The sequence below is a fragment of the Neobacillus canaveralius genome, assembly GCF_047237705.1.
Taxonomy (GTDB): Bacteria; Bacillota; Bacilli; order Bacillales; family Cytobacillaceae; genus Neobacillus; species Neobacillus niacini_K.
Window position 1 is genome coordinate 2767322 of the sequence record NZ_JBDFLL010000001.1, and the last position, 15532, is coordinate 2782853.

A 15532-nucleotide genomic window follows, 5' to 3' on the forward strand; every position below is an offset into this window, starting at 1 on the left:
GTAGTGTGGAAACATTTTGGTAACATACCACAAATAATAAAAAAAAAATAATATTAATAAATAATTTTAAGTTGCTCGAGAATCCCTATAAATCAAGGACTTTCGACAACATATGTTATCAAAAAACACCTCGAAATAATACCATCCCTCTAACTTCAAAACTGCTTGAGCGGCGCGTGTCGTCGCTGCAAGGTTCAATTCCTAATGCAGTCCCACCAATACATAAAGTAACGCACATGGATTAATGTCTACTGTGCATTTTTTTGTTTTTAAAAAAATTCTGCACCTGATAAACCTTAGGCAACTATTAATATTTCAATTTTTTTCCCTTACTATTTGTAATAGGGATTCTGCTATATTTTTTAAATTTCTATGTACTCCAAAAAAATTTTTGCCAATAAAAAAATATTTTCCATTTATCCAAATTTTTGTTTCCATTACAATAGTAATAATAGACTACTTATGAGGATGAGTTGAGTGGATATAATCATGAAGAAAGTAGTGGAAGCCAACTATTTAACTGTGGATTCTGCTGCCCATTATCGAACGATCTTGCGTTATTTTTATCATCAGCATGAAAGAATGAGAGATTTTATAGCACCAGAGGAAATCTTGGAATATATGCGATCGATTCCCTTATTTACTGAATATCAGGAAGATCAGCTGCATCAGCACCTGGCCCAATTGGTGAAATGGAATAACCTGATTGCACGCCAAGATATGACGAGCGCAAAAACAGTTGAAGAATACAAGAAGAAGCGTTTTCGCTATCAATCAACACCTTATACGATTGAGATTGAAAGGATGCTAGTAGTCTTAGAAAAGAAAGTCGGCGACTCATTCCAGGGTTCACTTGAACGATCCCAATTTGACCGATTATTGCAGGCGTTAACGGTCCTACAAAAGGAATTGGATACAGACCTTAAGGAGAATCCGGAAGAGTATATGCGCATGTGGGAGGATGTGTTTCGTTATTTTCAAACGATTAGGACAAGCACAGCTGATTATATTGCTTATATCAACAGTGAGCAAACTGACCAACGAATGCAGACAGAGGCGTTTCTTGTTTATAAGAACCAATTTACTACCTATTTGCGGGATTTTATTGTTGCATTGCAAAAAACTTCGCTTCAAATCGGGCAACGGTTGCACGAGCTTACTCCCCAAAAACTATCTTTATTTTTTCAAAAATTAATTGAGCATCGAAAGGCGATTCCGAGGTTGGAAGATGTTAGTTCATCCACTGAAGAATGGCGGAGGGAATATGAAGAGTATTGGGCGTCGCTAAGGCATGGTTCCTGGGATCGAGCAACGGGCAGAGTGAATTGGAGATTCTCCAATCGCAGACGAATGAAATGATTCGTAGAATGACTAGATATGTTCAACGGATTGGAGAACGGCAGCAGCATTTTCGGAGCAGAAAAAATGATTATCTTCATTTAGCCAAGTGGTTTAACGGCTGCAGTTCATTAGATGAGGCTCATAAGCTTTCATCAGTAGTGTTTGGAGCGATGAGGATTCAGCATTTACAAATGGAAGAGGGAACGACCGATAACCTCCACTCGGATTCATGGGATGAAAAACCTGTAATGTTAATGATCAAGCCGCGGACGAATCATTATCGGCAAAGAACAAAGCCGGGCTCGATGACTTCGAATGAAGAAAAAAAGAAATGGCAAAGACAGCAATATTTGGAGGAACGACAGAAAGAGCGTGCTCTTATTGACCAATACACGACGGAAGGCATGATTCAATTATCGCAATTAACGAAAGTGGAGCCCTTTATTCGAAAAGTATTACTGGGATGGATTGGAAAATCAATGGCAAGTAAAGACGGTAAAGTAAAGACTGATTATGGACTGATTGTCAAGGTAACAATTGATAGGGAAAATTATATCTTACTAGAGTCAGATGACGGAAGACTGAAAATGCCAGATGCATTGTTCGAATTTAAAGAAGAAGGAGGTGGTACGGTTGAAGCAGGAGCAAAGTTTTGAATTTGATGAAAAGGCCATTCAAGGACTGGACCTATTATTCCATAACTATTGGATTCTGCGAACGGAACACCCGGATTGGTACCAGCTTGTGCGGGAGCGGGAGAAGGTTCTCAGGAAGTATGTGATGGAGAAATTCGGTTTGCGGCTGATTGTACATCAGCATTTTATTAAGCTGGAAAAAATACCTGTTGAACCGGAGCGCTGGATGGGGATTCATCATTTTCTGGAACCGATGGATTATGCGATTTTTTGCTGTGCCCTCTCGTTTTTAGAGGGAAAGTCTGTCGATGAGCAGTTCCTGCTGTCAGATTTATGCCAGGAGATTTTGGCAGATTATCCGGGGGATATCAAACTGGACTGGACCCTTTATATTCATCGGAAATCGCTGATTCGTGCGGTGAAAATTTTAATGGATTTTCAATTGATTCGTCAGATTGATGGGGATATCAATCGGTTTGACCATAATGAAGACCAGGAAGTTCTGTATGAAGCAACCCTATACAGCCGCTATTTCATGCGCTCTTATCCGGACGAATTTGTCAGCTATCAGAATTGGAAGGAGCTTTTGGAGAATGATTGGCGGCTGAATCAGGAGGATGAGCGTCGCAAGCGGGTGTACCGCAAGCTGTTCTTTTCCCCGGCCTGCATCGGATCGATCAGCAGGACCCTGACTTTTTGTATATTCGCAATTTCCGCAATCGTTTATCGGAGGATATCGAAAATCATAGTGATTATAAATTGCATGTGTTTAAAAATACTGCTTTTTTATCAGTCGCACAGCCACGACAATACCAGGAAATATATCCGAATACAAAAGCATCGACCGATATTATCCTTCAGCTTTCCAACTACCTTCATGAACATCTTGACACGTTTAGTCCAAAAGAAAATGGGGAGATCATCATGACTGAAGGGGGAATGAATAAGGTAATCGAAGCATTGAGAAAAGAATATGAGCAGGGCTGGTCGAAGTATTTTCGTGAGAAATCCAATAATGCCATCCGTCACGAAATAATTGAGGCGATGAAGGATTGGATGATGGTTGATGTAGAGGAAGAAAGTTCACTGATCAAATTAAAACCTTTGTTAGGGGTGCTGGCAGGGACATTCCCGGCGGATTTTGAAGGAGGAAACGATGATGAACAACAATAGTTGGGTGATGAATCGAGCGGGGTTGCTTAACTTTTGGTATTACGATAATGAAATTTTCCACTTTAATGACGGGAAATTATTATTAAGGGGCTCGAACGGTTCCGGTAAATCGGTAACGATGCAAAGTTTTTTACCGGTTTTACTCGACGGGAAAAAATCACCTGATCGGCTAGATCCTTTCGGTTCAAAAGCAAGGAGGATGGAGGATTACTTGCTTGGAGAGAAGGAAGTGGTCGATCGGGATGAACGGACAGGCTATCTTTTTATCGAATACAAAAAACAGGGTTCTGAACAATATATCACGACCGGGATCGGGATGCAGGCCAAACGCAATAAAGGGATTAAATCCTGGTATTTTCTCATAACGGATAATCGCAGAATCGGGAAGGATTTTTATCTTGCACAAAAGCACGTCGGTGAAAAAGTGCCTTTATCTGCAAAGGAATTGGAAAATCGGATTGGCCAGGGCGGCTATGTCGTCCATTCGCAGCGGGATTATATGGAGCTAGTAAATAAATATGTTTTTGGGTTCAATTCCATTGAGGCTTTTGACGATTTGATTAAACTCTTGATTCAATTGAGAAGCCCAAAGCTATCAAAGGATTTTAAACCAACAGTGATTTATGAAATCCTGGAATCAGCACTGCCTCCGTTAACCGATGATGAGCTACGTACTCTTTCCGACACGATTGAGAATATGGATCAGGCTGCCCAGCAATTGGAACAGCTGGAACGGGAATACGACTCAATTCAGAGACTTGAATTCACATATGATACTTACAACCAATATATTTTGGCAGAGCGCGCGCAACAATGGAAACGTGCCGGCCAAAAGAAAAAAGCAACAGTCAGGCAGGTCCAGGAATTGTCCAATCAATTTGAGACATTGGAACAAGAAATGGGCGGCCTAAAAAACGATTTACAAAAGTATCAACAACAAAAATTTGTAGCCGATCAAGAGAAAAGCTCGCTGCAAAAACATGAAGTTTGGTCGTTGGAGGAGGAGATGGCCAAAAAAGGAGACGACGCTGCCCAACTATTGAAAGAAGCTAATCGGCTACAGGAAAAGTGGGATGAACAAAATAAAAAATTGCATTCCAAATGGCGGGAAAAAGAAACGACTGAAGCGGAATTGTACCAGCATGAACAAAAAGCCAAGGAACTTCTGCAAGAACTGAACCGGGATGCGGATGAGGCTGCTTTTGATCAACATGAAGTAAACGTCGAAGATTTTACTCGTTCCCAAATGGAAGCCTTTGATTTTACCGTATGGCAAAAGGAAGCAAAGGAACACCATTCCTTATTGGTTTCATTGGAAAAGCTGGCGGAAGAAGCGGAGCGGTTAAGTAAGGAAGATACCCGCCTCCAGCGTGAATCGTCCGAAAAGAAAAAGGTGGTAGATGAACATAGTAAAGAACTTGACCATTTGCAGGAATGGTTCGACTCGCAGCAGCAACAATTGGAAAGTGATGTCTTTCTGTGGATGGAGGAGCATCCAAAACTGAATTATTCTGTAGACCTGCAGCAGGAAATCGCTCGGGCATTGCAAGGACTATATGAGAGGAACCGGTACGACCTCGTCCGTGATAAGCTGTATTCAGCAATCTATACTTATGAAAGTAAAGTCAGAACAGACCAGTCTTTAACAAACGAAAAATTAGCCATAAAGCAGGCTGAAATCAAGGAAACAGAAGAGGAACTTCTTAGAATCAAAACGCAGAAAATGCTAGAACCCGAAAGAGCAATTGGGACAGAAGAGCATCGCAGAAAGCTAAAGGATGAGGGATATGCCTTTGTCCCATTTTATGCCGCCGTCGAGTTTCAGGAACATGTAACAGAAGAGCAACGGGAGCGGATTGAAGGCGCCTTGAAAACGACCGGGGTGTTGGACAGCCTGATTACGAATCGTCCGTTTTCACCAGAACAGGATGCCGTCCTGGTGCCAGAGCCGCGCTTGCTTGGTTATACCCTAGCTGATTATTTGATGCCTGATTTGGACGAAGATAGTCCAATTTCAAAGGAAATGGTCGATGAAGTGCTCAGATCCATACCGCTTGAAAAAGATGGCAGCGGTTTTCATGTTGATGTGGATGGTTCGTATTCAGTCGGCTGTCTCGTGGGGCATGCTCCAAACGAAGGGGCTTCGAAATTCATCGGACGAGCATCACGCAAACGCCACCAGCGCGAGGAAATCCAAAGATGGACCGAAAAACTGCTTCAACTTCAAGACGAGCTAGGAGAACTAAATCGTAAACTGGGAGCATTTGAAACGGAACTCAAACTGATTGATAGCTGGAAAAAAGAAATGCCTAATGATGGTGAGTTATTGGGACTTTATGAAGAAATTACAAAGAAACAACAAGAGTTGGAAAAAGAGCAGGAACTGCTTGAAAAAATCGACACACAATGGAAACAGATTCATGAAAAATATGGACAGGTAAAAAGAGAGCTTCGCGACAAAGGAATTCATCTCAATATTTCATTAACCATTGAAGAAATCGGCACCTCATTAACCGCTGCAGGAAGCTATGTTGACTATTTGCATGAATTTAAAAATAATTCAATTCAAGTCTCTTATGCAAGAAAACAATTAAAATTTTTAGTGGACCAAATAGGCGAAATTGAAGAAGAAATGGATGCAGTCAAAGGGGAACAAAATCAAAAAAGCGATCAGCTTTCACAATTAAAAGCACTCATCCGATCGATTGAACAGCATTTGCAATTAAAAGGAATTGATGAGGTCAGGCAGCGGATTCGTGAAGTGCAGCACCTATTAAGTGAGGCTGAACAGCAAATCGACACCATTAAAGAAACCCTTCCAAATAAGAAGGCAGACCAAGAACGCTGCACCGAAAAGCTTACCTCTGCTAGGAAAGAGTTGCAATTCTGGTCAAACATGGATCAATTATGGGAGCAAATCGTAGGAAAAGAGATTGAAAGGGAATTTTTAATTGTTGATGCATCGGATGCTAATGGGATTTTGACGCAATATGAACAAGTGCTTTCAAAATATGACCGCTCCAAACTTTTGGAACAGCTCTCGAAAGTATTTATTAATGAACAGACCCATCTAACTGAATACAGGATGTTTGAGTATACAGAGGATGTACCGGCACCAGAATGGTTTATAGAGGATTATGGAGATCATTTTGAGCCGTTCAAAAATGAATGGCATCAGTTAAAAGGCAGAAGGACCATCCAATTGGAGTACCATGGGCAGCGGGTCAGTCCCTATTATGTTTCGAATGCATTAAAAAAAGAGACAGAAGACCAAAAAGGCTGGCTCGATGAGCAGGACCGTCAGCTGTATGAGGATATCATCTTGAATTCGGTGGGTATCATTCTTCGGAATCGGATCCAAAGAGCACAAAGCTGGGTGAAGCAAATGGATCAAATTATGGCTGATCGTGATAATTCATCGGGACTTATTTTCTCGATTGCTTGGAAGCCGCTTACAGCCGAATCAGAACAGGAGTTGGATACAAAGGATCTTGTTCAGCTCTTGCAACGGAATAGCAAATTTTTAAGTGAAGAGGATTTAAATCGAATTACAAAGCATTTCCAATCCCGGATTGCGAAGGCAAAAGAGCTTATACAGCTGCGGAATGAAGGTTCAACCCTACACCAGGTATTGAAAGAGGTGTTAGATTATCGGAAATGGTTTACCTTCGTGCTTTCCTACAGCCGGGTGAACGAACCCAAACGGGAATTGACCAACAACGCCTTCTTTAAATTTAGTGGTGGGGAAAAGGCAATGGCTATGTATATTCCTCTCTTTACTGCTGCGTACTCGCGCTATAAAGAAGCAGATGAAATGGCACCGTATATCATTTCTTTGGATGAAGCTTTTGCTGGAGTAGACGAAAACAACATCCGTGATATGTTCGAGGTAGTCGAACAGCTCGGCTTTAATTATATTATGAATTCTCAAGCTTTATGGGGAGACTATGATACGATTTCTAGTCTTTCCATCTGCGAATTGGTCCGTCCGAAAAATGCCGATTTTGTAACGGTAATCCGCTATGAATGGGATGGGAAACAAAGATCACTTGTAGTTGAAGATTATTTGCAGGTAAAGGAATTGGTCATGAATGAATAAAAAAATTCAGGTTTTCCAAAAAGAGCCTGGGTTTCTCAAACTATTTTCCATGTTTAAAGAGAAATACCGCTCGCTTGGAAGAGTCGGAGGCACAGTGAGCCTGAAAAATTTTAATCAAGCCGAAATTGAGTCCCTGGCCGGTTTTCTTGGTGTTTCAAAGGAGCAATTGCAACGGAAAGGGAGCGTCGCATTGGTTGATTTTGAAAAGGAACTGGCCAATACGGGATTTTCAGACTTTTCTTTGCTTCAGTTGCTCCAGGAAGTCTTACAGGAGACTATCTTTACAAAAAAAGAGGAGCTTGTGCACGAGCAAAAGGAAGAGGAATTATTTTTTGACTTCCTTAAACAGGAGATTTCATATTCATCACCATGGCTTGATTGGATCAGTTCGAAATCAACGGATACAAGATGGATTTGGTCGCTTTATAACCAGAACAAGACAAAACTCAGAGAACAACTAGTGACGGTGTCCAAAGCGTTTGAAGAGCTGCCACAACAAGGAGACTTTGAACGCCTTCCTTTCTTTTCTCAAAGAGTAACGGGAAATCCGCATTCCTTTGACAGCAACGAAGTGGAGGGAAGATTGCTTCTTCATTGCATGTATGTGGATCAAGTCCTTCATGGAAATAAAGACTTGGTTATGCCAAGGAATGTGGAGGAATTGAATGATTTATATGGAGGGTATGGACTGTTGCGAGATGATTTGTGGAATTTTGTAACATGCCAAGGGTTGCTTGCTTCCATTGGGGATATCCTTCACCCCGTATGGCAGGCAGCGGTTCATACACAAATGGTTATGAACCTGCCGATGAAAGAACTGACAAAAGTGGAGCGGGTTTGGCCGGCAAAGGGTCTGAAGGTTTGGATTGTGGAGAACTCAAGTGTATGCTCCACAATAATGGATGCTGTCCCTGATGCTCCTGTCATTTGTACTCATGGGCAGCTTCGAGTTGCAGGGTGGTTATTATTGGATAAGCTTGTGGAATCGGACTGTACCCTTTATTATTCGGGAGATTTAGACCCGGAAGGTATTGTCATTGCAGACCGGTTAAAAAAACGGTACAAAGACCGCATTGTTTTATGGAATATGGATATAAATGCATATAAGGCCAGCGTATCAAATGAGGATATTACAAACAGAATTTCCAAACTTGAAAGTGTTTCTTCGCCTGAATGGATGGAATTAATTTGCTTGATGAAGGACGTGAAGATGGCCGGATATCAAGAAGCAATTACCTCTAGTTTAATAAGTGAAATTAAACAAAATATCCATTGAGGCGTACTGATTAATTAAATTTAAAAGTGGTATCGAAATACTTTCCCTCTGCAAATTTTAGATGACAAATAATCTAGATGATTTTGAAAAAATCAGTTTTTATTTTATTTAAATTAGTGGATTTTACAAAGGTACAAGTGATTTCTTTAGAAAAATACTAGTGATACTCCTTGGTAAAAATTCATTAGATGGAGTTAAACTAGTGCAACAAGGAAAGCACTTTATACTGAAAAAAAGACCAGAAACTATTCTATTATTGGATATTTCCTGGCTTTTCTTATGTCTCATTTTATCATATCTGATAGAGGTGACAGGCACCATCCAAAAAAATGGATGGTGCCTGTCACCTTTTATGGATCCTTCTTGTTTGTTAAAATCCCTATAATATTTTTGTTTACTTGATTGTTTAAAAGGGGATATTCACCCATCAGGGTTTTTAAATAGAGGTTTGTTTAATTTTGATGCCGCAAGCGAATCTCCCGGCGGGGTTAAAGAGTTGGAAGCGCCCGAGTATACTCCGGAAACGGAAGAGTATAGAATCAATTCCTTGGTAATGAAATTGGTGACCCCTTCGTATGGAATATAAATAAAATGAACGAGCCTCCAATATTTGAATGTAGGCTCATTGATATTATTTAGAGCCCGCACTTTCAATTCTAGTATTACTAAGGAATGCCTACATCTAGCCGATCAAAAAATCTCAGGGAGGGATTGAATTGAATAAAGTTAAATTGAGTAAAACTGGAGAATTGTACATTCCTAAAACTCTTAGTAAAATATTAGATATTGAAGTAGGTGACAGGCTCAATATATTTATAGAAGGTAAAAAATAGTATTAACAAGTAGAGCAGGTTTTGAAAATGAAAATAAGTGTACTTATAATCAAAAAGGAACCATTCATATACCGGCAGAAATAAGAAGAATAAGTAATATCGATACCGATGTAGTTTTTACTATTTCTATTGATGAAAAGGAAAATCAGGTATGCCTTATTCCTGATTTAGGTTAAATGAGATTATGATGAGCTTTTAAAAAAGTGCCTATCACCGTCCGATTCCTGCCGAAAGAAATTCGAAAAGATTCGAGTAGTGACAGGCACCTTTATAAAGAGGTTTGGTTTAAGCGCATTCATGCCAACCATTCTTAAACAGAAAATAAAGGAAATGTATTAGTTGTTAAATCCACCAAATTCTTGAGGGAAGGGTGGATATTTTTATGCAAACGGAAAGGTTCAAGAAACACACAAATGCTCCACAAGATTCTTTTTTGCGGGCAGGTTAATCTAGTAAGCCAATTTTTACTTAAAGCGTATTTTCATTTTTAAAGAATTTTTTTGGTGTCACTCCGGTGTATTTTTTGAAAATCTTAGCAAAGTAGCTCTGGTCTGTGAAATTCAGTAAAGAACAAATATCAGAAAGAGAATAGGAAGAGAACGACATTAATTTTTTTGCTTCCTCAATTTTTGTTTTGTGGATATATTCACTTATTGATAGTCCTGTTTCCTTTTTAAATATTTTTGATAAATAGTTTGGCGTAAAATCCACTAATTCCGTCAAATCAGCCAGAGATATTTTTTCATAGATATGATTAACAATGTAATTACGACATAGAGAAATGGGCTTAGAATATTTTTCGTTTTGGCTGGCAAATACACGGTCTGCAAAATCTCCTAAAGCTTTTTGGCATAGTTTAAATATTTCATCACTATTGTTCAATTCCTCAAGCCGTTGAATAAACAAATCGCTTAAAGTATAGGCGATTTCATAATGGACACCCCCTAAAATCGCTGCTCTCGTTGCCAGGGCGATTGTAGAAATGGTTAAATTCTTATCATTTCTTAGCTGGCTCTTCTTTGATAGAGTCCCAAATCCATACTCTTCATAAATTTTTTGTAAATCATTTAAAACTTCCCTTTTGTTTCCTGTCTGTATACCATTCAATATTTTTTCCGAAGCCAAGAAGTCATGATGACTGGTAAATTGTTGGCGGTTTATAGAAATATTTAAATTAGGATTCTCTATTTGTATTGATTCAGTTTCCAGCTGCTTATTTTGAGAGATTACATTTTCAGTATCAAGAATCTTATGATAGACCATGTAATGAATCATTATTCCCGAACGGATTAACTCAAGATGTTTAATAATTGGCAATGATTGATAGTGTATATTAATTAAATCTTGCTCTAAAAAAAGACCCCAATCAATTAACATCCTTCTTAACCGATCGTCGCTAGGAGTAGTAAAAAGGGAGGGACCTCCGACAATAGCTCCCGTAAATGTATCATTGCTCTCTAAATTTACAATAATAAAATTTTCTAGTAAGTTTGTAGATTTAATAATAGGAAAATCAGATGGTTCATCCTTTTTAATAAGGCTTTGAAGGTAGATCTCTTTTTCCGGAGATAGAGGATTCTGGTGATAGCCAGTCGATGCTTCAAAAAGAACTTCTCCATTTGAATCCATTAGAAAAAAAGGAATCCCAAGATTTTCGTTCATTTGTTTACAAATAAACTCTAAATGATCTTTTTTAATAGAATTCATTTTAAATTCCTTTCAAAAGATGAAAACGCTATAATTTTTCTGAAAAAGTGCACAATCATCCTATTTTTATTAAAATACTACCATATTTTAATTAAATACTAAAATACAATAAAACTATAAAGAAAACGTTTTCTGATAGTAATAAATATTTTTACGGATTAATCATTAGGAGGAGGAAGCGAAATGGCTGAAAAGTTAGCTTCTATTAAAGGAAAAACTTCATTTGGAAGATTAGCGTTTGGTCTTGTATTTGGGAACATTTGTCTGTTGATTGCTTTGATGACACCAGGGATTATGCTCCTGCCTTTTAAGGTAATGGAGATAGATCCAAAAGGGTTTACGACATCCTATGGATTGATTACTGGTATTAGTGCATTATTTGCGTTAATAGCTCAGCCAGTGGGTGGTGCTATAAGTGACCGTACCAATATATCATTCGGACGTAGACGTACCTGGATTCTTATTGGTTCTCTCGGTGGCGGTTTATCACTTTTATGGATTGCTTCTGCCTCAACTGTTTGGCAAGTATTAATAGCAACATGCCTTACACAAATGTTCTTTAATTTTGCAGGTGTTGCTTTCAATGCCTTGATACCGGATCAGGTAAGCGTTGAAAAACAAGGAACCATTTCCGGGATTTATGGATTAGGAATGCCCATTGGTATGTTTGTTGGAATGGGGATTTTGACAACGATGAACGCTGCCCCATCATTCTCCAAATGGTTAGTGTTGCTAATTATTGGGATAGTTGGACCTTTCATTAGTGCTTTGTTTTTCATTCGTGAAGGTAAAGTTGAGATAGAAAAAGCGAAAGTAGAAAAACCTTCTATTAAGGAGCGCTTAAATCATTTTTATCCAAGCCCTCGTAAACACCCTGCTTTTACTTGGGCAATCATTTCGAAGTTTTTGTTAATGATGGGTTATTTTTCAGTAACATATCTATCCATTATGCTTGTAAGCCGATTGGGGTTTTCAACAGAAAAGGCTCAGAGCCTAATCGGTCCTATTAATATGCTTGGTCTTGTAGGATCAGCTTTGGCTAGCGTTTTAGGTGGCATTCTGTCCGATAAAATGAAAAAACAAAAACCATTTTTGATCATCTCGGCCATTATGATTATTGCCGGATTGCTAGTTCTTGCATTCATACCTAACTTAATCGCCGTTTTTGTAGGAGTTGTGATATTGAATTTAGCACTTGGTAGTTTTACTGCAGTTGATACCGCTTTAGTTTCTCGAATTCTACCAAATAAGTTGGATGCTTCAAAGGATTTTGGAATATTAAATATAGCTAATACTTTGCCTCAAACCATTATTCCAGCTTTGGCACCACTATTATTACATGTCGGTGGATGGATCTTCTTTTATCTTTTCTTGGTAGCTTGTGTAATCTTTTCGATTTTTGCAATCCGTGCATTACCGGAGATTGGGCAAAGTAATAACGTAACTGAGCTAGAAAATAAAGTATTAGCATAAAACGAAAGACCATCTTGATAAAGCTGGATAATGGAGAAATTCCATTTCCAGCTGTATTTCTTCTAACATTTAGGATTGTGGAGGTATAAAAGGTGAAGATAGGACATCTAAGAACAAACCAGATTACGAATCCATTAGGATTTGAATTTGAAAGATTGTGTTTATCGTGGATAACGGAAACAGGTGGGAGTAACTCTGTTTTTCAAAATTTTGCCCGTGTTGAGGTTGCTCTGGATTCTGACTTTAACCAAATTGTGTTTGATAGTGGCAAGAAACAAGATATTGATAGTTTATCTTATACTCCGGATATTGATTTAAAGCCGCGTACCCGCTACTTTTGGCGCGTTACGGTATGGGGAAATGCCGGTGATGTCGTAACCAGTGATGTTGCCTGGTTCGAAACAGCAAAAATGAATGAGCCATGGCAAGCCGAATGGATTACTCCTAGTTTAGGTAAAGAAATCCATCCATTAATTAGAAAGGAATTCCATTTGCCCTCCGAATTTGTATCCGCAAGAGCCTATATATGCGGAGTTGGATTATATGAACTTGAATTGAACGGGAAAATGGTAGGGGAAGAATATTTTGCCCCAGGATACAATGCATATGATTACTGGTTGCAATATCAAACCTATGATATTACAGATCTTCTAGTGAGTGGTGATAATGCGATTGGAATTACTCTGGGGAACGGCTGGTATAAAGGACGTTTCGGTTTTGAAGGCGGTTATCATGACTTGTATGGAGACAAATTTGCACTCATTGCTGAATTTATTGTCACACTTAAAGACGGAACAGAAGTCGTTATGACTTCTAATCAAGAATGGAAGTGTGCACCGTCCCCCATCCTTTTTAGTGGAATCTACGATGGAGAAATTTATGATGCCAATCTTAAAAGTAATAATTGGTCTTTAAGTGGCTTTAATGACAGTAAATGGTCACATGTTAGAAGCGCAGAAATGAACACCGAGAAACTTCAAGCCCGATTAAGTTTGCCTGTAAAGATAATGGAGGAAAGAAAGCCTGTTGGCATCATTCAAACACCAGCTGGTGAAACAGTTCTCGACTTTGGACAGATTATGACAGGCTGGGTTCGGTTTAGAGCCAATACAGCTAAAGGGACCAAACTTCATCTTCAATATGGTGAGATTCTTCAGGAAGGCAACTTTTATCGAGAAAACTTGCGAACAGCAAAAGCGGAACACATTTATATTTCAAATGGAAAACCATGTGAAGTACAACCTCATTTTACCTTCTTTGGATTCCGCTATGTAAAATTGAATGGTTTTACTGGCGAAGTAAATTTGGATGACTTTACGGGTTGTGTGATATACAGCGACCTTGAAGAGACTGGAAGGATTGAAACCTCTAACCCGTTAGTAAACAAGTTATTTCAAAATGCATTATGGGGGCAAAAAGGAAACTTCCTTGACGTTCCGACCGATTGCCCGCAGCGTGATGAACGCATGGGGTGGACGGGAGATGCTCAAGTATTCGCTCCTACTGCTTGTTACAATATGTATTCACCGGCATTTTATCGAAAGTATATGTATGACCTGTGGCAGGAACAGTTAAGAATAAACGGCTCGGTTCCTTTTACGGTACCTACGGTGAAACCAAAAGATGACAATGGTTTTATTAATGGTCATGGTTCTTCCGCCTGGGGGGATGCTGCTACCGTTATCCCATGGACGCTTTATCAAAATTATGGAGATAAAGAACTGCTGCGTAACCAGTTCGATACGATGAAAGATTGGGTCGATTACATCAAAAAAATCGACGATGAGACAGGTGGAAAAAGATTATGGATGACAGGGTTCCATTTTGGTGATTGGTTGGCACTTGATGGAAGAGATCCTCATAGCCCAATGGGAGGAACAGATTCTTATTATATTGCGTCTGCCTATTATTGCTATTCGGCACAACTGGTTGCAAAAGCCGCCAAGGTACTTGGGAAACACGAAATTGCAGAAGAATATAACAAACTTTCGAATGAAATAAAAGAAGCAATCATGAAGGAGTATTTTACACCAAATGGCAGAAGTGCCATTCATACACAAACCGCTATGATTGTGGCTCTTCATATGGACCTAATTCCGGAGGATTTTGTGGAGCGAGTCATTAACGATTTAAAAGCAAAGCTTCGTGAAGATAAGATGCATTTAACCACTGGCTTTGTAGGAACTCCGTATTTCTGTAACGTTTTATCAGAAAATGGTGCGAATGATTTTGCCTATTCTTTATTGCTAAATGAGGATTATCCAAGTTGGTTATATGGTGTGAAATTAGGTGCGACGACTATTTGGGAAAGATGGAACTCTGTTCTTTCAAATGGGAGTATTAGTGACACTGGTATGAACTCTCTTAATCACTACGCCTATGGTTCCATCGCACAATGGATGTACCAACAGATGTGTGGGATTAATCCAGTAGATGAAGCACCAGGTTTTAGAAAAATTAAATTTAGTCCAAAACCATACGGCAAATTAACCTATGCAAAGGCGAGTGTATTTTCCGCTTCAGGCTTAATTAACAGTGGATGGGAAATTAAAGAAGATGGTAGTTTATCGTTTTGTTTTACGATTCCATTTAATTCTACGGCAGAAGTCTTTTTGCCCGATGCATTGTTAAATAACATAAAGGTAAACAACGTTGGTATTTTGGACAGTGGTCTGGAGGCGGAACAACTGGAAAAAAATGTGCGTTGTGTGCTTGCACCAGGTAATTTTGTGTTTGAATATATGCCGAACAAAAATTATATTTTAACCTACAGTTCGGATACTAGTTTAAAAGAATTAATAGAGAATGAGAAAACGAAAAACATTTTAGTGCAACAACTACCGGGACTGGTTGAGCATGAATTGATTCAGCATTTTTCCGAATCAACTCTTAAAGAGTTAATCGGTGTACCTCTTTTTATTAATATCGTCACACCTGAGAAATTGAATCAAGTGGATCAAACACTTCTCTCTGTTCGAATGTAAGAACGGAAATA

General features: G+C 39.0%; 5 protein-coding genes and 2 pseudogenes. 6 read left to right on the top strand and 1 reads right to left on the bottom strand.

Going from position 1 to position 15532, the window contains the following annotated elements; translation table 11 throughout:
• Positions 1 to 489: 489 nt before the first annotated feature.
• The 4 genes and pseudogenes from ABC255_RS13975 to ABC255_RS13990 all read left to right on the top strand — a co-directional run bounded on the left by ABC255_RS13975 (position 490) and on the right by ABC255_RS13990 (position 8524).
• Positions 490 to 1997 (top strand): annotated as a pseudogene (locus tag ABC255_RS13975) (TIGR02677 family protein).
• Positions 1936 to 3149 (top strand): annotated as a pseudogene (locus ABC255_RS13980) (TIGR02678 family protein). Before ABC255_RS13975 ends, ABC255_RS13980 begins: the two co-directional pseudogenes overlap by 62 nt.
• Positions 3136 to 7248, top strand: coding sequence for a TIGR02680 family protein (locus ABC255_RS13985; protein ID WP_412994340.1), 4113 nt, complete (start codon positions 3136 to 3138; stop codon positions 7246 to 7248). Before ABC255_RS13980 ends, ABC255_RS13985 begins: the two are co-directional and overlap by 14 nt.
• Positions 7241 to 8524 carry a TIGR02679 family protein gene (locus ABC255_RS13990; RefSeq protein WP_412994341.1) on the top strand — a complete coding sequence of 428 codons (1284 nt, stop codon included), beginning with the start codon at positions 7241 to 7243 and terminating at the stop codon, positions 8522 to 8524. The genes ABC255_RS13985 and ABC255_RS13990 overlap by 8 nt, the downstream gene beginning before the upstream one ends.
• A 1301-nt stretch (positions 8525 to 9825) precedes the next feature.
• Here the strand turns inward: ABC255_RS13990 and ABC255_RS13995 are convergent.
• The gene (locus tag ABC255_RS13995) at positions 9826 to 11064 is read right to left on the bottom strand and encodes a helix-turn-helix domain-containing protein (RefSeq protein ID WP_412994342.1); all 1239 of its coding nucleotides are present in this window, start codon (positions 11062 to 11064) and stop codon (positions 9826 to 9828) included.
• A 183-nt stretch (positions 11065 to 11247) separates the two neighbouring features.
• Between ABC255_RS13995 and ABC255_RS14000 the strand changes: the two genes are divergently transcribed.
• The gene (locus tag ABC255_RS14000) at positions 11248 to 12537 is read left to right on the top strand and encodes an MFS transporter (RefSeq protein WP_412994343.1); all 1290 of its coding nucleotides are present in this window, start codon (positions 11248 to 11250) and stop codon (positions 12535 to 12537) included.
• A 92-nt stretch (positions 12538 to 12629) separates the two neighbouring features.
• Positions 12630 to 15521, top strand: a complete 2892-nt coding sequence (locus ABC255_RS14005) for an alpha-L-rhamnosidase (RefSeq protein ID WP_412994345.1) — start codon at positions 12630 to 12632, stop codon at positions 15519 to 15521.
• The last annotated feature ends 11 nt before the right edge of the window (positions 15522 to 15532 follow it).

Excerpts from the sequence above, each read along its gene's own strand:
- ABC255_RS13985 (WP_412994340.1), top strand. The coding sequence starts at position 3,136 with ATGAACAACAATAGTTGGGTGATGAATCGAGCGGGGTTGCTTAACTTT.
- ABC255_RS14000 (WP_412994343.1), top strand. The coding sequence starts at position 11,248 with ATGGCTGAAAAGTTAGCTTCTATTAAAGGAAAAACTTCATTTGGAAGA.
- ABC255_RS13995 (WP_412994342.1), bottom strand. The coding sequence starts at position 11,064 with ATGAATTCTATTAAAAAAGATCATTTAGAGTTTATTTGTAAACAAATG.
- ABC255_RS13990 (WP_412994341.1), top strand. The coding sequence starts at position 7,241 with ATGAATAAAAAAATTCAGGTTTTCCAAAAAGAGCCTGGGTTTCTCAAA.